Source organism: Kocuria sp. KRD140 (assembly GCF_017168375.1).
GTDB lineage: Bacteria > Actinomycetota > Actinomycetes > Actinomycetales > Micrococcaceae > Kocuria > Kocuria marina.
The window spans coordinates 301,317-325,560 of sequence record NZ_JABFAW010000001.1 but is presented as its reverse complement, the minus strand read 5'-3'; the positions used below and the strand labels follow the sequence as shown (position 1 = coordinate 325,560).

24 protein-coding genes, 1 tRNA gene and 1 pseudogene are annotated in these 24,244 nt (G+C 69.4%); 14 read left to right on the top strand and 12 right to left on the bottom strand.

Translation table 11 applies throughout. The features are described 5' to 3' along the window. Position 1 precedes the first annotated feature (1 nt). From J1M36_RS01440 to J1M36_RS01400, 9 genes and pseudogenes are all read left to right on the top strand, one after another. The gene (locus J1M36_RS01440; protein WP_342358264.1) at positions 2-763 is read left to right on the top strand and encodes an AAA family ATPase; all 762 of its coding nucleotides are present in this window, start codon (positions 2-4) and stop codon (positions 761-763) included. A gap of 13 nt (positions 764-776) precedes the next feature. Further along, positions 777-1,694: a ScpA family protein gene (locus J1M36_RS01435; protein ID WP_342358263.1), complete on the top strand. Its 918-nt coding sequence runs from the start codon at positions 777-779 to the stop codon at positions 1,692-1,694. A 165-nt stretch (positions 1,695-1,859) separates the two neighbouring features. Next, positions 1,860-2,456 carry an SMC-Scp complex subunit ScpB gene (locus J1M36_RS01430; RefSeq protein ID WP_222127190.1) on the top strand — a complete coding sequence of 199 codons (597 nt, stop codon included), beginning with the start codon at positions 1,860-1,862 and terminating at the stop codon, positions 2,454-2,456. A gap of 7 nt (positions 2,457-2,463) precedes the next feature. After that, positions 2,464-3,546, top strand: coding sequence for a pseudouridine synthase (locus J1M36_RS01425; protein WP_144996930.1), 1,083 nt, complete (start codon positions 2,464-2,466; stop codon positions 3,544-3,546). Then, a complete protein-coding gene (locus J1M36_RS01420; protein WP_098055211.1) occupies positions 3,543-4,652 on the top strand; it encodes a prephenate dehydrogenase in 1,110 nt (369 codons plus the stop codon). The genes J1M36_RS01425 and J1M36_RS01420 overlap by 4 nt, the downstream gene beginning before the upstream one ends. Next, entirely contained in the window at positions 4,652-5,392 is a 741-nt protein-coding gene (cmk, locus tag J1M36_RS01415) for a (d)CMP kinase (RefSeq protein WP_064847386.1), read from the top strand. Before J1M36_RS01420 ends, cmk begins: the two co-directional genes overlap by 1 nt. Positions 5,393-5,394: 2 nt before the next feature. Continuing rightward, the gene (der, locus tag J1M36_RS01410) at positions 5,395-6,939 is read left to right on the top strand and encodes a ribosome biogenesis GTPase Der (protein ID WP_098055213.1); all 1,545 of its coding nucleotides are present in this window, start codon (positions 5,395-5,397) and stop codon (positions 6,937-6,939) included. A gap of 135 nt (positions 6,940-7,074) precedes the next feature. After that, positions 7,075-7,148 (top strand) — tRNA-Pro (locus tag J1M36_RS01405). A gap of 159 nt (positions 7,149-7,307) precedes the next feature. Beyond that, a pseudogene (locus tag J1M36_RS01400) lies at positions 7,308-7,976 on the top strand (transposase); the annotation flags it as partial. A 152-nt stretch (positions 7,977-8,128) separates the two neighbouring features. Here the strand turns inward: J1M36_RS01400 and J1M36_RS01395 are convergent. The 3 genes from J1M36_RS01395 to J1M36_RS01385 all read right to left on the bottom strand — a co-directional run bounded on the left by J1M36_RS01395 (position 8,129) and on the right by J1M36_RS01385 (position 10,236). Then, the gene (locus J1M36_RS01395; protein ID WP_206478445.1) at positions 8,129-9,259 is read right to left on the bottom strand and encodes an FAD-dependent oxidoreductase; all 1,131 of its coding nucleotides are present in this window, start codon (positions 9,257-9,259) and stop codon (positions 8,129-8,131) included. A gap of 141 nt (positions 9,260-9,400) precedes the next feature. Beyond that, positions 9,401-9,703, bottom strand: coding sequence for an antibiotic biosynthesis monooxygenase (locus J1M36_RS01390; protein WP_206478443.1), 303 nt, complete (start codon positions 9,701-9,703; stop codon positions 9,401-9,403). Then, on the bottom strand, positions 9,700-10,236 hold the full coding sequence (locus J1M36_RS01385) for a type 1 glutamine amidotransferase domain-containing protein (RefSeq protein ID WP_342358271.1): 537 nt from the start codon (positions 10,234-10,236) through the stop codon (positions 9,700-9,702). The genes J1M36_RS01390 and J1M36_RS01385 overlap by 4 nt, the downstream gene beginning before the upstream one ends. On the opposite strand from J1M36_RS01385, the gene J1M36_RS12965 reads away from it, so the two are divergent. Next, positions 10,235-10,363 (top strand): hypothetical protein, encoded by a 129-nt coding sequence (locus J1M36_RS12965; RefSeq protein ID WP_274606010.1) that lies wholly within the window; start codon positions 10,235-10,237, stop codon positions 10,361-10,363. The genes J1M36_RS01385 and J1M36_RS12965 overlap by 2 nt on opposite strands. Positions 10,364-10,845: 482 nt before the next feature. On the opposite strand, the gene J1M36_RS01380 is transcribed toward J1M36_RS12965, so the two are convergent. Continuing rightward, the gene (locus tag J1M36_RS01380) at positions 10,846-11,613 is read right to left on the bottom strand and encodes a hypothetical protein (protein WP_206478442.1); all 768 of its coding nucleotides are present in this window, start codon (positions 11,611-11,613) and stop codon (positions 10,846-10,848) included. Positions 11,614-11,893: 280 nt separating this feature from the next. Here J1M36_RS01380 and J1M36_RS01375 point away from each other — a divergent pair, with 280 nt between their 5' ends. Both J1M36_RS01375 and J1M36_RS01370 read left to right on the top strand, forming a co-directional pair. Then, entirely contained in the window at positions 11,894-12,367 is a 474-nt protein-coding gene (locus tag J1M36_RS01375) for a hypothetical protein (protein WP_064845771.1), read from the top strand. 28 nt (positions 12,368-12,395) lie between these two features. Next, entirely contained in the window at positions 12,396-13,541 is a 1,146-nt protein-coding gene (locus J1M36_RS01370) for a MalY/PatB family protein (protein WP_206478440.1), read from the top strand. A 93-nt stretch (positions 13,542-13,634) separates the two neighbouring features. Here the strand turns inward: J1M36_RS01370 and J1M36_RS01365 are convergent, their stop codons facing one another. The 6 genes from J1M36_RS01365 to J1M36_RS01340 are packed head-to-tail and all read right to left on the bottom strand — an operon-like array spanning position 13,635 to position 19,521. Beyond that, positions 13,635-14,012 carry a monovalent cation/H(+) antiporter subunit G gene (locus J1M36_RS01365; RefSeq protein ID WP_098055217.1) on the bottom strand — a complete coding sequence of 126 codons (378 nt, stop codon included), beginning with the start codon at positions 14,010-14,012 and terminating at the stop codon, positions 13,635-13,637. After that, the gene (locus tag J1M36_RS01360) at positions 14,009-14,266 is read right to left on the bottom strand and encodes a monovalent cation/H+ antiporter complex subunit F (protein ID WP_035961140.1); all 258 of its coding nucleotides are present in this window, start codon (positions 14,264-14,266) and stop codon (positions 14,009-14,011) included. The genes J1M36_RS01365 and J1M36_RS01360 overlap by 4 nt, the downstream gene beginning before the upstream one ends. After that, the gene (locus J1M36_RS01355) at positions 14,263-14,649 is read right to left on the bottom strand and encodes a Na+/H+ antiporter subunit E (RefSeq protein WP_064845768.1); all 387 of its coding nucleotides are present in this window, start codon (positions 14,647-14,649) and stop codon (positions 14,263-14,265) included. Before J1M36_RS01355 ends, J1M36_RS01360 begins: the two co-directional genes overlap by 4 nt. Then, positions 14,646-16,247, bottom strand: coding sequence for a monovalent cation/H+ antiporter subunit D family protein (locus tag J1M36_RS01350; RefSeq protein ID WP_206478434.1), 1,602 nt, complete (start codon positions 16,245-16,247; stop codon positions 14,646-14,648). The genes J1M36_RS01355 and J1M36_RS01350 overlap by 4 nt, the downstream gene beginning before the upstream one ends. Continuing rightward, entirely contained in the window at positions 16,244-16,573 is a 330-nt protein-coding gene (locus J1M36_RS01345; protein WP_098055225.1) for a cation:proton antiporter subunit C, read from the bottom strand. Before J1M36_RS01345 ends, J1M36_RS01350 begins: the two co-directional genes overlap by 4 nt. Beyond that, the gene (locus J1M36_RS01340; RefSeq protein ID WP_206478433.1) at positions 16,570-19,521 is read right to left on the bottom strand and encodes a DUF4040 family protein; all 2,952 of its coding nucleotides are present in this window, start codon (positions 19,519-19,521) and stop codon (positions 16,570-16,572) included. Before J1M36_RS01340 ends, J1M36_RS01345 begins: the two co-directional genes overlap by 4 nt. 347 nt (positions 19,522-19,868) lie before the next feature. On the opposite strand from J1M36_RS01340, the gene J1M36_RS01335 reads away from it, so the two are divergent. Continuing rightward, the gene (locus J1M36_RS01335; protein WP_098055229.1) at positions 19,869-20,897 is read left to right on the top strand and encodes an LLM class flavin-dependent oxidoreductase; all 1,029 of its coding nucleotides are present in this window, start codon (positions 19,869-19,871) and stop codon (positions 20,895-20,897) included. Between the two features lie 13 nt (positions 20,898-20,910). Next, positions 20,911-21,915 (top strand): GTP-binding protein, encoded by a 1,005-nt coding sequence (locus tag J1M36_RS01330; RefSeq protein ID WP_098055232.1) that lies wholly within the window; start codon positions 20,911-20,913, stop codon positions 21,913-21,915. Between the two features lie 8 nt (positions 21,916-21,923). Here J1M36_RS01330 and J1M36_RS01325 read toward each other — a convergent pair whose 3' ends face one another. Next, positions 21,924-22,613, bottom strand: coding sequence for a TrkA family potassium uptake protein (locus J1M36_RS01325; RefSeq protein WP_064845762.1), 690 nt, complete (start codon positions 22,611-22,613; stop codon positions 21,924-21,926). 66 nt (positions 22,614-22,679) lie between these two features. Beyond that, positions 22,680-24,119 (bottom strand): TrkH family potassium uptake protein, encoded by a 1,440-nt coding sequence (locus J1M36_RS01320; RefSeq protein ID WP_082943210.1) that lies wholly within the window; start codon positions 24,117-24,119, stop codon positions 22,680-22,682. Between the last annotated feature and the right edge of the window lie 125 nt (positions 24,120-24,244).

The window sequence follows — 24,244 nt, the reverse complement described above, 5'->3', positions numbered from 1 at the left end:
CATCGCGATGGTCAACCAGAAGGGCGGGGTGGGTAAGACCACGTCCACGATCAACCTGGGGGCCGCGCTCGCCGAGCTGGGGCGCAAGGTGCTGCTCGTGGACTTCGACCCGCAGGGCGCGCTGTCCGCGGGCTTCGGGTCCAACCCCCACGAGCTGGACCTGACCATCTACAACGTCATGATGGACCGTTCCGTGGACGTGTGGGATGTGGTGCAGCAGACCCATGTGGAAAACGTGGACCTGTTACCCGCCAACATCGACCTCTCCGCCGCGGAGGTCCAGCTCGTGACCGAGGTGGCCCGCGAGCAGGTGCTCGCGTCCGCGCTGCGCAAGGTCGAGGACTACTACGACGTCATCCTGATCGACTGCCAGCCGTCCCTGGGGCTGCTCACGGTCAATGCGCTCACGGCCTCCCACGGCGTGATCATCCCGCTGATCTGCGAGTTCTTCGCGCTGCGCGCGGTCGCACTGCTCGTGGATTCGATCTCTAAGGTCCAGGAGCGGATCAACCCCAAGCTGCAGATCGACGGCGTGCTGGCCACCATGTTCGACTCCCGCACCCTGCACTCGCGCGAGGTCATCGCGCGCATCGTGGACGCGTTCGGGGACAAGGTCTTCGACACCGTCATCAAGCGCACCGTGAAGTTCCCGGACGCCACCGTGGCCGCGGAGCCGATCCTCAACTTCGCGAGCAACCACCCCGGTGCCGAGTCCTACCGTCAGCTCGCGCGCGAGCTGATCTCGCGCGGCGGGGCGCCGTGATCCCCACGCACCCGTGAGCACCATCGAGCTCGAGGCGAATGCGGCGTCGGGTGGGTCCTCCGGCGAGCCGTCGGACGCGCCGTCCGGGGCGGCCGCGGGTTTCACCGTTGCGCTCGAGAACTTCCAGGGTCCGTTCGACGTCCTGCTGTCCCTGATCGCCAAGCACGAGATGGACATCACCCAGGTGTCCCTGTCCGCGGTCACGGACGAGTTCATCCAGTACGTGCGAGAGTTGCAGGAGATCGCCTCGCCCAAGGCGCTCGACGAGGCGAGCGAGTTCCTCGTGGTCGCGGCCACCCTGTTGGATCTCAAGGCGGCGCGCTTGTTGCCGCGCGGCGAGGTCGAGGACGAGTACGACGTCGAAGTGCTCGAAGCGCGCGACCTGCTGTTCGCACGCCTGCTGCAGTACAAGGCGTTCAAGGAGGTCGCGGGGCAGCTCAACGCGCGCTTCGCCGCGGAGTCCGTGCGGATCCCGCGCCACGTGGACCTGGACCCCGCGGTCGTCACGGCCCTGCCGCCGCTCATGTGGACGCTCACACCCGGTCAGCTCGCGCACCTGGCCGTCGTGGTGCTGGACCCCGAGCGGCACGTCCCTGAAGAGGTCGACGTCGCTCACCTCCACGGCGCGCGGGTGCGGGTCGCGGACGAGGCCGAGACGATCGCCGAGGCGCTGCGGGACGGCGAGGAACACACGTTCCGGTCACTGATCGCGGACGCGACGTCCACGCTCGTGATCGTCGTGAGGTTCCTGGCCCTGCTCGAGATGTACCGAGACCGGGTGGTGCGTATGCGCCAGGACGAGGTGCTTGGACCCCTGCTCGTGCGCTGGGACGGCTCCGACGACTGGACCGCCGATTCCCTGAGCAGCGAGTACACGGGCGCGGAGGCGGATCCGGCGGCGAGCGCCGGGGAACAAAACCTGGGAGAATGATTCCCGCACAGGATCGGTGTGAACCGTACCGAAGGAGATGATGAGCGCGTGGCGGAACCCAGCCCCGCACGACCCCCCAATGTCGACATCGTCGACACCCACGACTCGGAACAGTCCACAGGGCTCGACGACGCGCAGTTGTATTCGGCCCTGGAGGCCGTGCTCATGGTGGCCGCGGCCCCCGTGCAGCTCGAGGAGTTCGCGCGCGTCACGGGCGAGCCCGTGCACCGGGTACGCAGCGCCTTGGAACACCTCAAGGCCGACTACGACGGCGTGATCGGAAACACCCCGGCGCACTCACCACGGGACGGCGCCGCCGGATATGATGGACGGTCGGCCTCCCGTGACGACGCGGTGCCCGCCGCCCGCGTGCGTGGTTTCGAACTGCGCGAAGTGGCCGGCGGGTGGCGAATCTACTCCCGCAGCGAGCATGCGCAGCTCGTCACGGACTTCGTGGTGGAGGGCAGCAGCTCGCGGTTGTCGCAGGCCGCCCTGGAGACCCTGGCCGTGGTGGCCTACCTGCAACCGGTCTCCCGTTCCCGCGTCTCGGCGATCCGCGGCGTGAACGTGGACGGCGTGGTACGCACCCTGGTGCAGCGCGGGCTGCTTACGGCCCACGAGCGCGAGGAAGCCACGGGCTCCGTCCTGTACTCCACCACCCCGCTCTTCCTGGAAAAACTCGGTCTCGGCTCGCTGGACGAGCTCCCGGACATCGCACCCCTGCTGCCGGGAACCGACCAACTTGACGACATAGAGGACTGATCGACGCATGGCACAATCACGCAACAACCCATCCCGCGGCGGGGGAGCCCGCGGCCCCCAGGGTCGCGGCAAGGGCTCCAAATCCGGGCCCAAGGCCGGCTTCCGCTCGGGTCCCGGTAAGGCCTCCGGATCCCGCTCGGGCGACGCAGCCGGGCGCGGCTACTCCAAGGGCCCGGGTGCCGGGCGCGGCAAGGCGGCGGGCAAGCCCAAGGCCGCGGCGTCCCGCAAGGGACCCCAGAAGCCTCGCGCGTTCGCGGGCGTGGACAAGTACGAGCGCCGCGCGGCGGCAATCAAGGAGCACGGCCCGCACCGGCGTCGTCGTCCCAAGAACCCGCCCGTGGACCGGCTGGAGGTGCACGACGAGAACGGCGTGCGGCTGCAGAAGCTCATGGCCCAGGCGGGCGTGGCGAGCCGGCGCGTGTGCGAGGAGATGATCCAGGACGGGCGCGTGTCCGTGGACGGTGAGATCGTCACCGAGCTGGGCGTGCGCGTGGATCCTGTGCTGCAGGCCGTGCACGTGGACGGGATGCGCATCCAGACCGACGAGAAGCTCGTCTACTACGCGTTCAACAAGCCCGCCGGTGTGGTCTCCACCATGGAGGACCCGGACGGCCGGCGCTGCGTGAGCGACTTCCTGGACCCGCGCAAGCACGAACGCGTGTTCCACGTGGGCCGCTTGGACGTGGAGACCGAGGGTCTGCTGCTGCTCACCAACGACGGCGAGCTCACCAACCGCCTGACCCACCCCTCCTACGAGGTCCCCAAGACGTACCTGGTCCAGGTGCACGGGCCCGTGGAGAAGGGTGTGGGCAATCAGATGAAGCAGGGCATCCGGCTCGAGGACGGCGATGCGAAGGTGGACGACTTCCGCCTCGTGGACTCCACCCCCGGGCACGTGCTCATCGAGGTGGTGCTGCACTCCGGGCGCAACCGGATCGTGCGCCGCATGTTCGACGCCGTGAACCACCCCGTGGAGAAGCTCGCGCGCACCCACGTGGGCCCCATTGCGATCGGGGACCAGCGCCAGGGCACCGTGCGCAAGCTCTCGCACACCGAGGTGGGCAACCTCCTCGCGTCCGTGGGGATGTGATCGTGGTTCCCGTGACAGCATCCACGACCGGACCGGTGCTGGTCATCGGTTCCGGTCTGCTCGGGGCGAGCATCGGCCTTGGCCTGCGGCACCTGGGTGTGAGCGTGTACTTGCGGGACTCCTCGCCCACCACGGAGGCCGTGGCCCAGGACATCGGCGCGGGGCGCAGCGTGCGCGCCGCGGGCGGGGACGTGCCCGAGCCCGTGCTCGTGGTGGTCGCGGCCCCTCCGGACGTCGTGGCCGAGCTCGTGGTGCAGGCACTGACCGATCACCCGGGTGCCACGGTGCTGGACATCGCCTCCGTCAAGGCCCCCATCCTGGCCGCCGTCACGGCGTCCGGTGCGGACCTCACCCGGTACGTGGGGACCCACCCCATGACCGGGCGGGAGAAGTCCGGGCCCGTGGCCGCGCGCGGGGAGTTGTTCACATCCATGCCGTGGGTGATCTGCCCCGGTCCTGAGACCGGTGCGGGCGCCATCACGGCGGCGAAGAACCTCGCGGTGGACCTCGGCGCCACGATCACGGTGTTGGACCCCACCGAACACGACGAGACCGTCGCGCTGATCTCCCACGTACCGCAGGTGATGTCCTCCCTGCTGGCCTCCCGCTTGCAGGACACCCCGCTGCACCACCTGTCCCTCGCGGGGCAGGGGTTGCGGGACACCACCCGGATCGCGGGCTCGGACCCCGGCCTGTGGGTGCAGATCCTCTCCGCGAACGCCCGGCCCGTGGTGCGCTCGCTGTACGAGGTGCGCGAGGACATCGAACGGCTCATCGCCACGCTGGAGGACCCGGCGGCGGACGGTGCGCGATTGGACATCGCCCAACTCATGGCCGAGGGCAATGCGGGCCAGGCGCGGATCCCCGGCAAGCACGGCGGGGCACCGCGGGCCTTCGCGACCTTCACCGTGGCCGTGGACGACACCCCCGGGACCATTGCCAAGTTGCTCACGGAGATCGGGGAGATCGGAGTCAACCTGGAGGACCTGCGCCTGGAACACTCACCCGGGCAACCGGTGGGCCTGGTCGTGGCCTCGGTGGATCCCAACCGCCGGGAAGGCCTCGTGGACGAGCTGCAGGAACGCGGCTGGAAGGTGGTGCAGTGATGAACGCATGGGACACGAACGCGCGACTCGTGGTCGCGATCGACGGGCCCTCGGGCTCCGGGAAGTCCTCGGTGTCCAAGGAGGTGGCCCGCCGCTTCGACCTGGCCTACCTGGACACGGGAGCCATGTACCGCGCGGTGACCTGGTGGTGCCTCGAATCCGGGGTGGATCTCACCGATCCGCAGGCCGTCACGGCCGCAACCGAGACCGTCCCCCTGGAGATGGGCACCGATCCCCACGAGGAGCGGATAACGGTGGCCGGGCAGAACGTGCGCACGGCGATCCGCGGTAACCGGGTCACGGACCACGTCTCTGCGGTCTCCACGACCATCCCCGCCCGCGAGGTCCTGGTGCGCATGCAGCAGGACATCATCCGGGACAGCGGGTACCGGATCGTGGCCGAGGGCCGGGACATCACCACGGTCGTGGCCCCGGACGCCCAGGTGCGGATCCTGCTGACCGCCTCGGAGGCCGCGCGGATGGCGCGGCGGGGCAAACAGGTGGGCGCAGCGGCGTCGTCGGACCTGGAGGCCCGTGTGGTGGGCAGGGACGCCAAGGACTCCACCGTGGTGAACTTCACTACGGCGCAGGACGGTGTGCACCTGCTCGACTCCTCCGAACTGACCATGGAACAAACGGTGCAGGGCGTGATCGACCTGATCATCCGCGCCACCACACACGACGGGGCGCTCGCCGCGCCTCACGACACGGGCGCCAACGCCCCCGAGGAAGCGAGGTAACCATGAGCGCATCGGACGAGCCCACGGTGGACTCCTACGAACAGTCCGTCCTGGGCGGGGGCAACGAGGACATCTCCCAGCGCCTGGCCGCGATCGACGACGCCGAGGCCGAGGCCCGTGCGCAGGCCCTGCGCGAAGGGCTGGCCGACTACGAGCTGGACGACGAGGACGCCGCGCTGCTCGCGGACTGGGTCGACGGAGACGACGAGCGGGACGCCCGCCGCCCCGACCCCGTGGTGGCCGTGGTCGGCCGGCCCAACGTGGGCAAGTCCACACTGGTCAACCGCGTGATCGGGCGCCGCGAGGCCGTGGTCGAGGACACCCCGGGCGTCACGCGCGACCGCGTGTCCTACAAGGCGGAGTGGAACGGGAAGAACTTCACCCTGGTGGACACCGGCGGGTGGGAGCAGGACGCCAAGGGCATCCACAAGCGCGTGGCCGATCAGGCGGAGTTGGCCGTGGAGAACGCGGACGCCGTGCTGCTCGTGCTGGACGTGACCGTGGGGGTCACCGCGACCGACGAGGCCGTGGTGTCCATGCTGCGGCGCGTGACCAAGCCGATCATCGTGGTGGCCAACAAGGCGGATTCCCCGCAGCTCGAGATCGAGGCCACCGCGCTGTGGTCCCTGGGCATGGGGGAGCCGTTCCCGGTCTCCGCGCTGCATGGCAAGGGCTCTGGCGACGCGCTGGACGCCCTCGTGGCGGCGCTGCCCGAGTACTCGGAGGTGGCCGAGGCCGAGCTCGAGGGTGGACCGCGCCGCGTGGCCCTGATCGGGCGGCCCAACGTGGGCAAGTCCTCCCTGTTGAACAAGCTCGCCGGTTCCGAGCGCGTGGTCGTGGACGAGACCGCCGGCACCACGCGTGACCCCGTGGACGAGATCGTGATGCTCGGCGGGGAACCGTGGCGGTTCATCGACACCGCCGGCATCCGCCGCCGCGTGCACCTGCAGCAGGGGGCGGACTTCTACGCGTCGCTGCGCACCCAGACCGCTCTAGAACGCGCCGAGGTGGCCGTGGTGCTGCTCGCCGTGGACGAGGTGCTCTCCGAACAGGACGTGCGCATCCTGCAAATGGCCGTGGACTCGGGCCGCGCGCTGGTGCTCGCGTTCAACAAGTGGGACACCCTGGACGACGAGCGCCGGTTCTACCTGGAACGCGAGATCGAACGGGATCTGGCCCACGTGTCCTGGGCTCCCCGGGTGAACCTCTCGGCCAAGACCGGGTGGCACAAGGACAAGCTGGTCCCGGCGCTGCACACCTCCCTGGACTCCTGGGACCGCCGCATCCCCACCGGGCGGCTCAATGCGTTCCTGGGCGAGATCGTGGCGGCCCACCCGCACCCCGTGCGCGGTGGCAAGCAGCCCCGGATCCTCTTCGGGACGCAGGTGGCCTCCCGGCCGCCCAAGTTCGTGCTGTTCACCACCGGGTTCCTGGACCCCGGTTACCGCCGGTTCATCCAGCGTCGGATCCGTGAGACCTTCGGTTTCGAGGGCACCCCGCTGGAGGTCACCATGCGGGTGCGGGAGAAGCGCCAGCGCAAGCGCTGAGTGGTTGCCCCTACTGGCTCGGTTTCCAGTCGGCGCGGGCGGCTCGCGAGTCGCTCGCGCCGATGTGAAATTCGGGCAGGGTTGGGGTAATGTAACTCGGGTGTTCGGGGCCGGAAACGGTGTCGAACACGGTCGCGGGATGTGGCGCAGCTTGGTAGCGCACTTGACTGGGGGTCAAGGGGTCGCAGGTTCAAATCCTGTCATCCCGACAAAAAAGCCCAGGTGAGAGCAGGTTTCTCACCTGGGCTTCATCATGTCCGGCGGTCGTTTTTCGTGGTCCCCTTCTGGTCCCCCCGGCGCTCTCGCCGGCGGTCGCCTGTGGCCGAACGGAGCGCCTTGAACCCCCTTCCTTCACCGGACGGGGCACGGTCCGCGGCCGCAGCGTCGAGTACAGCGTGGGATTCGCGATCACCGGAAAGCTCCGCGATGCCATCGATCTGGTCCCGAAGAAGGTCTGGACCCCAGCACTCGATGCCAACGGCGGCGTTCGTGAGGGCGGCGACGTCGCCGAGCTGACCGGCCTCATCGACCCGAAGGTTCTCGCCAAGTGGCCAGCCGGGATGCGGGTGATCGTGCGCCGCGAACGCCCCCACCCCGGCGCGCAACTGTCTCTGTTCGAGGAACGCGACGGCTGGCGCTACGAAGTCTTCGACACCAACACCACGGCCGGCCATCTCGCCTTTCTCGAGGCCCGGCACCGGGCCCATGCACGGGTCGAGGACCGCATCCGCCACGCCAAGGACAGCGGCCTGGGACGGTTTCCGTCGCGGAAGTTCAACATCAACCAGACCTGGCTGATGATCACCCAGATCGCGGGCGACCTAACCGCGTGGACCCGCCTGCTCGGCTGCAGCGGCTCCGCCGCCATGTTGGCAACCTGCGAGCCGAAGGCGCTGCGCTACCGATTCCTCCACGTGCCCGCCCGACTCGCTCACAGCGCACGCCGACGTCGCCTTAAGATCCCGGGGTCGTGGCCCTGGGCAGCCGCGATCGTCGCGGTCTTCGCGCACATCGCCGCCATCCCGCAACCGGCCTGAGCTGGCCGGTGCGCCCCCGACATCACCACCCGGAGAACCGCAGCCCGACAGCGCCAGCCGGCCCGTCGTCGTACCCGCAGTCACTCCGCACACGGGCGCACTCGACCACACGGCTCCGACACGATCCCGACCGCCGTCATGAAAGACCGGGGCTAGCCCTGGGCCTCGCCGAGGCGCGCTTCGGGCGTGAGCTCGGCGCGGAGACCGCCGCCGGTCGCAGCCCGGGCAAGAGCGCGACCCAGCGCAGGTGCCTGCTTGAACAAATTGTGACCGGCCACGAAGAAGACAGAGCCTGCCTCCCACACGGCCACGCCGTCCTCACTCCACGGGAGGTCGGTCACCCAGCAGTGGAGGAAGTCGCGCGGCTCTGGGTGGAGACCGGGCAGCGCCCGTGTCACGTATTCGCGTGCGCGTTCGTCCAGCGATCGAATCGCCGCCGGGTCGATGAAAGTTCCGTCGTCGCGGACGCCGACGGTGTCGCTGAGTCCGACCGAATAGCTGCTGTTGCCCGGTAGCGGCGTCGCGTAGACGCCGACTTCGCCGAAGACGCCGCTGCTGTCCTGCAGGCACGCGACTCGTGTCGGGGCGGCGGCTTTCACGTCGAAGGTCAGCCGTACGTGTGCGGCGAGACGAACCGGCAGCGACAGGCCCACGCTGCGTGCCAGGCGGGCGGTTTCGCGGCCGGCGCACACGACCACCTTGGAGTAGACAGCCCGGTCGGTGACGCTGCGCACCTCGACCGTCCCGTCGGCGCGGGGATCGATGGAGATGACCTCACTGGTGGTGACCGCATCTGCGAGGGCACCCGTGAGTGCCGTGATCGCGGCGCGGGTGCGGATCGCGCCGCCCGACTCGTCGAGCACCGCTGGCCCCGAGTACCCAGCGAGCAGCGGCATCCGCTGGGCGACCTCGGCCGCGTCGATCTCGTGCGCTTCCACGCCGCCGACCTGGTCGAGCACCCGCAGCCGCGCCAGGGCGCTGTCTCCGATCGCCAGGACACCGTCTGATGAGACCAGCTCGACGTCGAAGCGTTCGGCCCACTCATCCCATACGCCGCGGCTTTCGCGCGCGAAAGCGACGAGTCGCGGGTCGTCGTGGGCATGCCGGAAGATCCGCGACTCGCCTGCGGACTGACCCGTCCCGGGCAGACCAGCCTCGTACAAGCGCACCGGCACGCCCTGCTCCTGCAGCGCGTACGCCGTCGACAGACCGACGATCCCGCCCCCGATCACTGCTACCTCGGGTGAACGCGTCGTGGTAACGCCGTTGTCAGTTCCTGTCATCGCGGTTCCTCGATCTGTTGGTGATGAGCGATAGGCCACAAGAGAAGGGGCCGCTGCCACGACGTCAGCGGGCTGTGTAAGCCCGAAGTCACCGCGCGCAACGACCCCTCCTCTCTGGGCCAGTACTGCCGGTCTGTGGTGTCAGGCGGGAAGTTTGGAGCCCAGGACGTCCAACTTCTCGATCGTGGGCTCGCTGAACAGTTTGCCGGTCTGCTCGCCGAGAGCGGTCGCAACTGCGCCGGACAGGTGCGCGTCGCGGCCGACGTCATCGGGGAACACGTCGAAGATCCCGAAGGAGGACGGACCGAGACGGATCGCGAACCACGCGACGGTGGCCGGTTCCTCCTCGACGAGCCCTCGCCCGATGCCGAGGAATTCCTGGACCTCGTCTTCCTTGCCGGGCAGGGCCTCCAGCCTGACAAGCAGTCCCTTCGTGACGCTCATGACATCACCTCTTCCTGGGCCGAATTGCTCGCAAATTTCACCACGATTGTATCGCAGAACACAGGCAGGTCATCGGGCGAGCGGCTGGTGATCAGGTTCCCGTCCACCACGACGTCCTGGTCGACGACGTCAGCACCGGCGTTGCGCAGGACCGTGCGGATGCTCGGGAAGGACGTCAAGGTGCGGCCTTCGACCACACCGGCCTCGATCAGCGTCCACGGCCCGTGACAGATTGCCGCAACGGGCTTGCCGCTTTCGACGAACTCGCGGACGAAGGAGACCGCGTCGGGGTCAACCCGGAATTGGTCGGGATTCACCGTGCCGCCCGGGAGAAGCAGGGCGTCATAGTGGGTGACAGAGGCGTCCGCGACCAACCCGTCAACGGTGAACGTGCCTGCTGCATCCAGATCGTTCTCACGCGCCCGAATCTCACCGTCATGGATCGACAGCACCTCGGTCTGTGCGCCAGCCCGCTCCAGTGCCTCGCGGGGCTGTTCGAGCTCGACTCGCTCGACCCCGTCGGCGGCGAGGATGGCGACTCTCCTGCCCTATAGCGTCTCGGACATATCAACTCGCCTGAAGATCCCGGAGACGTGGCCCTGGGCAGCCGCGATCGTCGCGGTCTTCGCGAACATCGCCGCCATCCCGCAACCGGCCTGAGCTGGCCCGTCCGCCCCCGACATCACCACCCGGAGAACCGCAGCAAGGCAGCGCCAGCCACAAGATCGTCGTGCTGCTCGTGGGCAACAGGTTCCACGCCGCCGTAGCGCCTCTCACGGTTCTGGCCGCGAAGTGAGCTTGCCCACGAGGGGGACCAGAAGGGGACCAGAATCATGCACTCCATGCATCTCGTGACGTGTTCTGCATGATCTGACGCCAGGAATCACGCAGAATCCGGTCTGGCCGGAGCAGTCTGGACGTCTGGGGGTCAAGGGGTCGCAGGTTCAAATCCTGTCATCCCGACCGAGTGAACCGGCTCCGGCCAGGCAGAAATCCTTGGCCGGAGCCGGTTTTTGGTGCACGGTCCCGCTCATGGCTACCACCCGAATTTCTAGCGGCGTTAGAGCACATTTCGGTGCGGCGAAGCTGTTTTAACTTCACTAGAAATCATGACCCGCCACTCGGCCGTTCCTCGTCACTCATCAGGTGTCCCGCGTGAGCCGCACCCATCCGTCGGACAGCGCAGCGCGCAGGCCCGCCTTGCGCGAGACCGCGGGCAGTGCGTGCGAAAGGCATGCCACGGCGTCGTACCCGGAGTGGTCCACGCCCGGCAGGACGTGCAGGTTCGTGTCGAAGCCCGCGGCCTGGAACGCGGCGACGCCCTCCTCGGCGGCGCCCAGCGCGCTCCACTCGGGCGGGTTCGTGGCACCGTCCACGTCCTGATCGCCCACCCACCAGTGCATGGTCGTGTTGCCGATGCACGGCCGGGCCTTCTTCTTGGTGGCCACCGGCGCGTTCGCTCCGCCGCCGCCGATGATCACCGCGCCGCCGTGCGTCATCCCGGGAATACCCCGGTCCAGCAGTTCGTAGGTGATGAACTCGGCGCCGCCGCTGTACCCCAGGAGCCAGATGTTGCTCGCGTCCACCTGCGGGTTCCGCTCGACGATGTGCTCGTGCAGCGCCCGGAAGTACTTGCCGTTCGCCTTGCAGTCCTCCCACCACGTGTAGCCGTCGCCGGAGCCGTCCTCGTCCGGCGTGTTCACGGCCACGAACATGAGGTCCCGGGCCCGTGCTGCCACCGCGAGCCGGGCCAGATCGCCCTCGTCCGGCCAGTTGATGGACGTGTCGTCCAGGTCCCAGTAGTCGCCGTCGAAGTAGTACATGATCCCCGCGGTGCCCGAGTCCCACACGTGGTACCACGAGCTCAGTCCGTTCGGCGCGGTGAAGTCCACGAAAGTTTCCGGTGCCACTGTCCCCCCTGAGATGATCCGCCCCGATTCCCCCGGCACGGCGCGTACCCGTCCAGTATGCCGCGCCCGCACCCCGGACGACGACGCCGCACCCCTCTGCCTTTATTGAGCTAAGGCGTGATCCGGTGCACCGAAGCTGCTTTTGCTCCATTAGAACGCGGGTGTGGCAGGCGGGGTGGCGCGAGTCATCGGGCAAATGCGCACGTCATGTACCCACCCGGGTGTGACCGTCCGGCGCTCAGCATGCTTAGGTGGAGGGACACGACGAAAGGGGTATCCCATGAGCAACGTCATCACCACGTACCTGCAGGACCACCACGCCGGATCGGCCGCGGGGGTGGATGTGTTCCGCCGTGTGGCCGAAGGCCACGGGGACCCGGAGGTGCGGGAACAGGTCGAGCGACTGGTCCCGGAGATCGCCCGCGATCAGAAGTCCCTGGAGGACATCATGTCCATGGTCGGGGCCAAGCCTGCCCTGCACAAGGATCTCCCTGCGAAGGCGGGGGAGAAGCTCGCACGCCTCAAGCCGAACGAGCGGATCAAGGAACGTTCGCCGCTGTCGGACATCGAGGAACTCGAGGGTCTCGTGGCCGCCGTGCACGCCAAGGGCCTCGGCTGGCGGCTGCTCCTGGAGGTCCCGGACGAGCGGTTGGACAAGGACCTGTTGCAGAACCTCTACGAGCGCGCGCAGGAGCAGGAGAAGACCCTCGAGTCGCTGCGTCTGGGCCAGGCCAAGAAACTCACGGAGTCCTGAGGACCAGACAGTAACGGGAGGAGGGACCATGACGACCGCCGATGACATGCCCGCCCTGCGACGTCGTACGAGCGCCAAGTGGCGCACGTACCCGCGGGACGTGTTGCCCATGTTCGTCGCGGAAATGGACTTCCCCACGCCGCCGGCCATCAAGGCGGCGCTACAGAATGCGATCGAGAACAGCGACACCGGGTACGCCACCCCGACCGACCGCGGCGCCGCGGAGGCGTTCGCGGACTTCGCCGCGCAGCGGTGGGGGTGGCGCCCGGACCCGGCGCGGATCTCCTACACCACGGACGTGAGCGTGGTGATCGTGGAGTCGCTGCGCCGTCTCATGGCGCCCGGCGACGGCGTGATCATCACCCCGCCCGTCTACCCGCCGTTCTTCGACCTCGTGGTCGAGGCCGGCGGGCGGGTCGTGGAGGTCCCGCTGCTCGACGACGCCGCGAGCTACCGTCTTGATCTGCGCGGCATCGACGCCGCCCTGCGCGCGGGTGCCCGCGGCGTGCTGCTGTGCAATCCCCACAACCCCGTGGGGCTCGTACATTCCCGCGAGGAGCTCGAACGGCTCTCCGAGATCGTGGCCGAGCACGACGGATTCGTGGTCAGCGACGAGATCCATGCCCCGCTCACGCATCACGGGACCAAGTTCACGCCATACCTTTCGGTGTCCGATGCCGCGCGCGCGCACGGCGTGGCCGCGGAATCGGGGAGCAAGGCGTTCAACCTGGCCGGTTTGAAGACTGCCATGTTCGTGGTGGATTCCGAACCCATGATGCGGTGGCTCGAGCAGTTGCCGGACGAGGTGTCCTACCGCACCGGCAGCTTCGGCCTGCTCGCCACGCGGGAGGGTTTCCGCAACAGCCTCGACTGGCTGGACGAGACGATCACCGCGATCCAGGACAATACCGAGCTGCTCGAGCGCGAAGTGAGCGAGAAGCTCCCGGGCGTCGTCGTGCGCCGAGGTCACGCGACCTATCTCGCGTGGCTCGACATGCGCGCCCTGGGATGGGGCGATGATCCCGCCGCCTACGCACTCGAGCACGCCGGGGTGGCACTGTCCAATGGACCCATGTTCGGTGGCGCGGGCAAGGGCTTCGCCCGGATGAACCTCGCGTGCGCGCCCGAGACCGTCGTGGAGGCGGTAGACCGGCTCAGCGGGGCCGCACACTGACCCCGGGTGGCCGTTCCGGGCGCTGAAGCGCCAGCCGTACGCCACGAGGGACCGCGGTCCACACCCGGTGACGGGGGGCGGGACGTGCGGTCCTCAGTCCACGGCAGGCTTCCGTGCGGGTTCCGGGTCCCGCTCCGTGCCGGGCGAATCCGCGGCCAGCTCGTCGAACGCGTACCGCTCCAGGGGAGTCCCCGTGAGATATGCCGATCGCGCGATCGCCATGGTCCCCACCGCGGACGTGATCAGGTGGATCGTGATGATGAGCACGACCTTGACCACGTTGGACACGGACGGCTGCAGCAGCAATGCCCCCGTCACCACGAACACGATGCCGAGCCCGCCCGCGGTCCCCACGGCCGAGACCCGCATGTACGCGTCCCGGAAACGGGCCACCCCCAGGGCGGCGGTCGCGAACACGAGGGCCCCGGCCACGATCAGGACGTTGCCCAGCACGGTCAGGATTTCGTTCATCGCTTCCCCCTGGTCAGAGCCCGTGCCAGGGACAGCGCGCTGAGGAATCCCACGAGCGCGGCCACGAGCACGATGTCGAAGGTGTACTCGTTGGCCACGCGCACACCGAACAACGCGATCAGACCGACGAACCCGAACAGCAACAGGTCACCCGCGACCGCGCGGTCCGCCTCCGTGGGTCCGCGCAGGATCCGGAAGGCCGCCGCGAGGCAGGCCACGGCGAGGATCACGATCCCCACGGTCACACCGATCATGACGTCCCTCCCGTGCGGCGCACCGCGCGCAGCAGTCGTGTCTCAAGTTCCCGGACCTCGACCCGCACGCTGTCGGCGTTACCCGAGTACAGCGAGTGGACGTACAGCGTGCGGATCTCGTCCTCGTCACGACGGCGCTGCGCCGCCACGGGTGCGTCGTGCATCCCCAGCGTGAGCGTGCCGGGGGTGAGCGTGATGAGGGCGGCCAGCAGGGTCACTTCCAGGTCCGAGCGGCAGCGCGTCCGCACGCGGGCCACACCGGGAGTCGAGTTCTGCCCCGGGGTCAGGTTGTCCCGCAGCACCGCGGTGCTCGAGGAGATGATCTGCCCGGCGTACCACACCAGGAACCCCACGACCCGGACAGGCCAGGTGAGCCAACTCATGAGTCCATCACCGCTTTCACGTAGGTCGAGGTGTCCAGCAGGCCCTCCGCGGCGGTCGTGGATACGCCCATGAGCACTTCCGCGCCGAGGCCCAGCGCGAGCGTCAGGCACGCGGTGACGACGGCGGGCCCCGCCAGGGCCGCGGAGATGCGTCGCCCGCTCGCGGTGGCCACGGCGCCGTCGTCACGGGTGGCCGGGGCAGGTTCCGGCACGGCCCCCGCACCGGAACCGGCAGTGCGGGCGGCGGGACCACCACCGGCCCCGGAACCGCCCCCGTTCTCGAGCGACGACTCGCGCGCGGAGCCCCAGAACACGCCGTTCCAGATCTTGAGCATCGACAGCAGCGTGATGAGACTGACCGCGAGCATCACGATCACCGCGATCACGTGACCGGTGTCGACCGCCGCGAGGATGAGCGAGAACTTGGCCACGAACCCGGAGAACGGCGGCAGCCCGGCCAGGGACAGCGCGGCCACGAAGAACGCGACCGCGATGACCGGTTCGCGCGTCGCCATCCCGGACAGCGCGCCGATCCTCCCGGTCGTGTAGCGCACCTCGATCGCGCCGGTGGACAGGAACAGGGAGGCCTTCACGATCATGTGGTGAAGCAGGTAGAAGATGCCCGCCGCGAGCCCGGCCAGGGTGAACAGTGCGACCCCCAGCAGGATGTACCCGATCTGGCTGATCATGTGGAACGCCAGGATCGAGCGTGTGGTCTTCTCGCCCACGGCGCCCAGCACGCCTGCGACCATCGTGAGGCAGCACAGTGCCACGCCGATCCACAGCCAATGGGCGTCGCCGTCGAAGACCACGGCGTAGATCCGGTAGATCGCGTAGCTGGCCACCTTGGTGTGCAGCCCGGAGAACAGCGCGGTGATCGCGGGGGAGGTGGCCGGATAGGCGACCGCGAGCCACCCGTGGATGGGGACCACCGCGGCCTTGATCGCCAAGGCGAACAAGCACACGGCGGTCGAGATCGCCACGGTGCCGTCGGTCGCGGCGCGGCCGGCCAGTTCGGCCATGTTCACGGTGCCCGCGGTGCCATAGATGAAGCCCACGCCCATGAGGAAGATCGTGGAGGTGAGCAGGTTCAGGGTCACGTACAACCGTGCACCCATGACCTGCCGCTCGGTGCCCCGGTGCCGCGCCGCGAGGACGAACAGCCCGTAGGACGGCAGCAGCATGACCTCGACGAACACGAACAGGTTGAACAGGTCCACGGTCAGCAGCGCGCCGTTCACGCCCGCCGTGAGCACGAGCACGAGCGGGGCGAAGTACACGGTGGCCGCCCGGCCGGAGGCGTAAGCGAACCACGAGCACACCAGAGTCAGCACCCCGGTGACCGTGAGCATGAGCGCGGCGAACATGTCCGCAACGAACGGGATGGAGATCCCCACGGGCCACTGCGCCACACCGTGGGCCACGGCCCCGCCGCTGCCGGCGAAATCGGTCACGAGCCACACGCCTCCGGCGATCACGAGCAACAGGGTCCCGAGGAGACCCGCGGCGTGCAGCACGCGGCGGTCGCCCACGATCAACAACACCGCGGACACGAGCAGGGGAAGTGCGACGAACAGAGGGAGGAGGGCGCCGCTCATGAGCGCACCTCCTCGGGCTTCGCCTCGGTGTCGTCGTCATCGTCCCGGCCGGTCACGGCCAGCACGAGCATCACGATCGTGATCGAGAACGCAATCACGATCGCCGTGAGCACGAACGCCTGGGGCAGGGGATCCGCCACGGTGGACAGGTCCTCGGGGGCACCGAAGGGCTCGTGGCGCCGCGCGCTGCCGCCCGCGGCCATGAGCACCACGTTGCCCGCGTGGCCCAGGAGCACGAAGCCCAGAATCACACGCAGCATCTCGCGCTGCATGAGCAGGTACACGGCACCGAACACGAGGAGTCCGGCGATCACGGCTGCGCTCATCGGGGGGTCACCTCTCCGGTCTCGTGGGTCGTGTGTGACGAACGGGTCGTCGCGGGACTCGCGGCGGTACCGCTCCGGGCGGCACGACGGCGCTCGCCGGCCCCGGCGCGCGCGCCCGGGGACGCGCCGGAACCGGGCTGGTCGTCCGGCCCCGCGGCACCGGGTTCGGGTTCGCGGGGCAGCACCTTGGTGGTGTCCGACGGCGGCCGCCCCAGCAGGTTGAACGCGGCCAGGATCACGCCGATCACCGCGAGGTACACGCCCCCGTCGAACACGAGCGCGGTGGTGATCTCGAATCCGAGGATGCGCGGGTGCAGGGGCCGCAGGAAGGACCCGTCCAGGTACCCCAGCAGGCCCGTGACGGTTCCTACGGCCACGCCGGCCCCGATCAACCACAGGTACGGCAGGCGCACGCGGGCGCGTTCGTCGGACGGCGCGGCCAGGTAGCTCAGAATGAAGCCGGCCCCGCCCACGAGCGCGGAGATGAAGCCGCCGCCGGGTTCGTGGTGTCCGCGCAGCAGCAGGATCACGGACATCGCCACGATCACGGGCCCGAGCAGGCGCGCGGCGGTGCGCACGAACACAGTGTTGGTCTCCGGGTCGCTCACGGGAGATTGCTCGTCGATCGGGGCGGGGTCGTCCGCGGCGGGGCGGCGCCCGTGCAGCAGGGCGGCGATCGTGAGCCCGGCGACACCCAGCACCGTCAGTTCGCCCAGGGTGTCCAGGGCGCGGAAGTCCACGAGGATCGTGTTGACCAGGTTGGACCCGCCGGTCTCGTTGTAGCCGTGGGTCAGGTAGTACTCGGACGCGGGTGAGGCCTCGCGCCGTCCGGTCAGCATCCACACGCCCGCGGTGGTCGCCAGCCCCGCGGCGCCCGCCACGAGCAGCGCGACCACGCGGCGTCGTGCGCCGGGAGAGGAGAAGCGCGCGGGCAGGCGGCGCAGCAATAGGACCATGACGCACACCGTGAGAATCTCCACGAGCAGCTGGGTCATGGCCACGTCCGTGGCGCCCAGGTCGAAGAACCACACGGTGATCGAGAAGCCCACCACCCCGGTCACCACGATCGCGGAGATCAGGCTGCGCGCGTTCATCATGGCCGCCACACCGCACGCGATCAGCAGCGCGAGCAGCCAGTCGAAGGGCTCGCTCGCCGCGATCCGCACCGGCGGCAACTCGGTCGTGCTCCACACGGCGAGCAGCGCGACGACGCTCAGGCACACCGCGGGGATCGACAGGTGCCGCGCGGGGGCGGGGCTGTTCGTCCACGAGCCCACGACGCCGCCGAGCCGGATGGTCCCATCGCGCGCCCGGTCCACGCCGTCCAGGGCGGAGAACGGGAAGGCGCGCGGGGCCAGGACGGCGTGCACGCGGCGTCGGGTGAGGACGAGTGCGGCACCCGAGGCGAGCACGGCGAGGGAGACGAACAGTTCGGGGACCGGGCCGTGCCACACCGCGAGGTGCTTCTCCACGGTGGACCCGGCGGCCGCGCTCGCACCCGCGGAGGCGAGTCCGTCCAGCAGGAACGGCACGAGACCCAGGACGAGCCCCGCGAGGGCACCCGAGGCGGGCGCGGCCCAGAAGGACACCGGGGCCTCGCGCACCACGGTGCCGTTGCGGCCACCGAGCGCGCCCAGCACGAGGCGCGCAGCGTAGGCGACCGTGAAGACCGAGGCGAGGGCGGCTGTGGCGGTGAGCAGCCACGGGGCCCACGCGGGACCGGGAGCCTCGAGGAAGGCCGCGAGCATGGACTCTTTGCTCACGAAACCGAGCAACAGCGGGATCCCCGCCATGGAGGCGGCGGCCAGCACCATGAGGGTGGCGGTCACGGGCATCCGCGGGTTCATCCGGGCCAGCTCGCGCAGATCCCGGGTGTGGGCGCTGTGATCGATCACGCCCACGCCCATGAACAGGGCGGACTTGAACAGCGCGTGCGCGATCGTGTGCACCACCGCGGCGGACAGTGCGGCCGTGGTGCCCACCCCGATCATCGCGGTTAACAGACCCAGCTGGCTCATGGTTGAGTAGGCCAGCAGTTCCTTGAGGTCGTAGCGGCGCAGCGCGGCCACGGCACCGAACATCGCGGTGACGAGTCCTGCCGTGACGAGCAGGACGGTCCACGCGGGAACTCCGGAGAAGACGGGGGAGAAGCGCAAGAGAAGGTAGATGCCGGCTTTGACCATGGCCGCGGCGTGCAGGTACGCGGAGACCGGGGTGATCGCGACCATAGAGTCCGGCAACCACGCCTGGAACGGGAACTGGGCGGACTTGGTGAACGCGGCGACCGCCACGAGGACGGCCACGAGCGTGGTCAGCCCGGGCTGCGCACCCCACACGTCGTGCGTCAGGACGGCGCTGATCCGGGTGGTGCCGGTGGCCACGATCATGACGGTGACGGCCGCGAGCAGCACGAGCCCGCCGGCCACGGTCACGAGCAATGTGCGGATCGCGGGTTCCCGTGCGCCGTCCCCCGAGCGTGCGATGAGCAGGAACGAACACAGCGTGGTGGCCTCCCACGCGACGTAGAACACCACGAGGTCGTCGGCGAGCACGAGGGCCAGCATGGCCGCCGCGAAGCCAGTCATGAGCGCATAGAACCCCGCGTGCTTCCCGCGATCGGCCCGGTCCGTGCGCTCGAGGTAGCGCGTGGCGTAACACAGCACCGCGGCCCCGATCACCAGGACCAGGAGGGAGAAGACCAGCGAGAGCCCGTCCAGGCGCAGGTCGAGCCCCACGTCCAGGGACGGGATCCACGGCAGCGACTCGACCACCGCGGGGGTGGGCTCGGCGGGGGAGTGCGCGGCGTCGTCGTACCCCAGCGCGATCAGCGCTGCGGCGCCGAGCAGGGGCACCGCGAGCAGCCATCCGACGTTGCGGCCGATCGCGCGGGTCAATAGAGGGGCGAGCGCGCACGTGAGGAGTGCGCCCGCGAGGCAGGCAAGTAGCAAGGGTCCACCTAGGTCCGGGGTGACATGAGGTCAGAGCGGGCCGGAGGACGGTGTGGGCGCTCACGAGCGCCGGCAACGGCTCCGGGGTCAGTGGACGGAGGCCGACGGCGGTGCGCCGGCCTGGTTGGCGCCCCACGAGGACACCTGGCCGTTCGTACCCACGGATCGGACGAGCAGACCCGGAGACACGCTGCCGCGAGGGACGGCGTGCGGGCGCGCGGCAGTGGCGATCGGGAACGTGGGCATCGCGATCGAGCCTAGCAAGAGCCCGCGGGGTGGGGAAGCGACCGGCCACCCGCATGGGCCGCCACCGGAATAGCTGACGTGTCCACAATGTTGTGCGTGGCATGGCCGTTGAACTGGGAATCGACACCTTCGGGGACGTCACGTGGGACGACGACGACCGCCCCGTCTCGCACGCGCAGACCGTCCGCAACGTGGTGGAGCAAGCGGTGCTCGCGGATCAGGTGGGGCTGCACTCGATCGGGATCGGGGAGCACCACCGGGACGACTTCGCGATCTCCGCCCCGGACGTCGTGCTCGCGGGGATCGCCACGCGCACCGAGCGGTTGCGCCTGGGCACGGCCGTGACGGTGCTCAGCTCGGACGACCCGGTGCGCGTGTACGAACGCTTCGCCACGCTGGACGCGCTGTCCCACGGGCGGGCTGAGGTCGTGCTGGGCCGTGGCTCGTTCACCGAGTCCTTTCCGCTGTTCGGATACGACCTGCAGGACTACGAGGCACTGTTCGAGGAGAAGCTCGCGCTGTTCGCGGCGCTGCGCACGAGTCAGCCGGTGACGTGGAAGGGCACGCTGACCCAGGACCTGCGGGACGTGAGCCTCTACCCGCCGCTCGAGAACGGACCGCTGCCCACGTGGATCGCGGTGGGTGGTTCCCCGCAATCGGTTGTGCGGGCCGCGCACTACGACCTCCCGCTCATGCTCGCGATCATCGGCGGGCCCGTGGAGCGGTTCTCGCCGTTCAGCGACCTCTACCGCCGCGCGCTCGCCGAGTTCGGCCATTCCGACAACCCCGTGGCCTACCACTCCTACGGGTACGTCGCCGACACCGACGAGCAGGCCCGCGAGGAGTTCTTCCGCCCCTACACGATCTCCACCGAGCGCATCGGAGCCGAGCGCGGGTGGCCCGCACCCACCGAGGAGTCCTTCCTGGAGGAGGTGGAGCACGGGTCCATGGCTGTGGGATCTCCCGAGACCGTGGCCCGTAAGATCGCCGCGGGCGTGCGGGCCCTGGGTGCCTCGCGCTTCGACCTGAAGATCTCCACGGGCCCGCTGTCCCACGGAAAGCTCATGCGTAGTATCGAGCTCTACGGCACGCGTGTTGCGCCCCTCGTGCGGGACATGCTCGCGGACTGATAAGCATGGACCCATGCCGAGCTCGCTTCCCGTCCTGATCCTCACCGGCTACCTGGGTTCCGGCAAGACCACGGTGCTCAACCACTTCCTCGCGACCGGCGGCGCGCGAATCGGTGTGATCATCAACGACTTCGGGGACGTGAATGTCGATGCCGCGCTCGTGGCGGGGCACGTTGCCGAACCCGTGTCGATCGCGGGCGGGTGCCTGTGCTGCATCGAGGACCCCCGCCAGCTCGACGACGCCCTGCGTGCGCTGTCCCGGCCCTCCCTCGAGCTCGACGCGGTCGTGATCGAGGGCTCCGGGATCGCCGAGCCCCCGGGGCTCATCCACATGGTCCTGGGCAGCGAGGTGCGCGACGTACGCTTCGGCGGGCTCGTCGAGGTGATCGCCGTGGCCCGCGTGGCGCTCGCGGAGGCCAGCGGCTGGGACCTCGCGCAGCACGTCAAGGCCGCGGCGGTCGTGCTGCTGACCACGACCGACCTCGCCGATCCCCGGGAGACCGCCGCGGTGCGCGAACGGATCGCGCACGCCAATCCCCACGCGCTCGTCATCGACGCGCCCCACGGGGCGGCCGATCCCCGGTTGTTCTTCGACGCCGCCGAGCACCCCGTACCCGAGGGCGGCCAGCTCGCGCTGTGGGAGTTCGGCCGGGCCCCCGGCCACGACCACCACGTCCACCACCGCGCCACGGCCCTGGACGCGCCCTCGGTCGTGGACCCCGCGGCGCTCGCCGAGCTGCTTGAGGACCCGCCCGCGTCCGTCCACCGGATCAAGGCGATCGTGGATGTCGCCGCGGGCCGGGGGATCCGCCGGTTCGTGGCGCACTCCGTGGCGGGATACGTCTCGGTGGACCGGGTGTCACGGCCCTCCGACGAGCCCGCGCGGTCCCGGGTCGTGGCCATCGGCCTGGAGTGCGACGACGCCGCACTGCGCCGCCGCCTCGACGCCCTCGTGCGCCCCGACGGCGCTCCCGCGGCCACGGCCCGTGAGCTGCGCCGACTGACTCGGTTCCTATAGGAACACCCTCAGGTCAGGTTCGAGAAGTGCTCTACCTTGGCGGTGGGCCCGGTCACGAGGATCTGGTCGTCGTCGTAGAGCATGGTGCCGGGTTCGATGGGCTCCCACTGACCGCCCGGGCGGCACACGGCCACCACCGAGACCCCCAACCGACGCCGCACGTTGAGCAGGTCCATGGGTCGTTGCTGGATGGGTTCCGGCGGGGTGCACCGCACCAGGGCGTAGTCCGCGTCGATGGGCACGAAGTCCAGGATCCGGTGCTGGATCAGGTGCGCGGCACGCGTGCCCATGTCGCTCTCGGGATTGACCACGTGCTGCACGCCGATCTGGGTCAGGATCTCCGCGTGGGGCTCCGTGATGGCCTTGGCCCAGATCGCGGGGCACCCGAACTTCACGAGCCGGGACGCCGCGAGAATGCTCGCCTGGATGTCCGAACCGATGCCCACGACCGCGCGGTCGAACTCGTCCACGGACAGCTCCCGCAGCACGTCCTCGTCCGTGGCGTCCGCGCGCACCACGGACGTGAGCTTGCCGTTGAAGCGCTGGACCACCGTCTCGTCCATGTCCACGCCCAGCACGTCCGTGCCGTTGCGCATCAGTTCCGTGGCCAGGGCACCGCCGAAGCGGCCCAGCCCGATCACGACCACGGCGTTGGCCATGGCGTTGCGGGATGACGCGGCGGGGTGGGATCCGAACATGGGGCTTCCTTCGTGGGTCGTGGTCGTCGAGCACCGGGTCCACGGGTGGCGCGGGCTGGCCCGGGCTCATCCGATGAGCGGTCGTTCCTTGGGCAGTTCGTAACGGGGTGGGCGGCGGCCGAATGCGATGGCCGCGGCCACGGTGACCGGGCCGAGTCTGCCCGTGAACATCAGGGCGATCAACACCCACTGCGCGAACGGGGCGAGCGTGGGGGTGATCCCCGTGCTCAGTCCCACGGTCGCGAACGCGGAGACGGACTCGAACAGGACACGGTCCAGGCCCAGGCCGGTGTCCGTGAGCATGATGAGCATCGTGCCACCGATCACCGCCACGGTCGCGAGCACCACGACCGTGATGGCCTCGCGCTGGACGGAGCGGGAGAGCTGCTTGCCGAGCACGGGTACCGCGGCGCCACCCCGGATTTCGGTGAGGGCCACGAAGAACAGCACCCCGAACGTCGTGACCTTGAGACCGCCGGCCGTGCCCGCGGGGCCGCCGCCGATGAACATCAGGATGTCCATCCCGAGCCACGACACCGGGTGCATGTGACCGATGTCGATGCTGTTGAAGCCCGCGGTGCGGGAGATCGTGGACTGGAAGAACGCGTTGAGCAGCTTGACCGCGGGCGGTTGGCCGCCCAGGGTGCCCGGGTTGTTCCACTCGAGCATCAGCAGGAACAGCGTGCCTCCCGCGAGCAGCACGGGGGTCGCGAGCAGCACGAGCCGAGTGTTCATGCTCCAGCGCCGGGGCACCCGGATGTGGCGGCGCAGTTCGTAGAGCACCGGGAAGCCTAGCCCGCCCAGGATCACGCACGCCGCGAGCGTGAGCAGGATCCATGCGTCGCCCGCGAAGTCCATGACGTTGAGCGTGTACAGCGCGAATCCCGCGTTGTTGAACGCGGACACGGCGTGGAACCCCGCGTGGGCCAGGGCGGTGCCCGGCGGGTAGTGGTAGTGGCCCCAGAACCGCAGGAACAGGATGAGCGCCGCGATGCTCTCGATCACGGCGGTGGTCGCCACGATGCGTGCGACCACCTTGCGCGCTCCGCCGCGGGATTTCGTCTCCGCGTTGGCGAGCAACCGGGAGGACAGGCCGAATTTACGGGCCAGCAGGATCCCCAGCATGGTCGTGAACGTCATGACACCCAGGCCACCCACCTGGATCAGACAGATGATGACCACCTGACCGAATGGCGTCCAGTAGGTCGCGGTGTCCACCGTGACCAGGCCGGTTACGCACAACGCGGAGGTCGCGGTGAACGCCGCCGTGAGCACGTCCGTGCCCCCGGGAGCCGTGGTGGCTGGGGGCATCATGAGTAGCGCGGTGCCCGTGAGCACCGCCACCAGGAAGGCCGTGACGATGATCCGTGCGGACCGGGCGGGGGTGAGTTCGTGCAGGTGCAGCGGATCGCGGCGTCGTCGGCTCAGGGGGACGGCGCGGGGGATCCTGGACCCGTGCGTGCGCGCGCGGATCGCGGCCTGGCGGAGGGCCTCGGTGATGGGCACGGGGTCAAAGTACACCCGCCGGGGCGGTACCGGCTAAGCGCCGCGTGAGCGCGCCTGAACCTCGTAGGCCGTTCAGCTGACACCGGCGCGCTGCACACTCGCACGTGTGATGAACCCGACTGCGT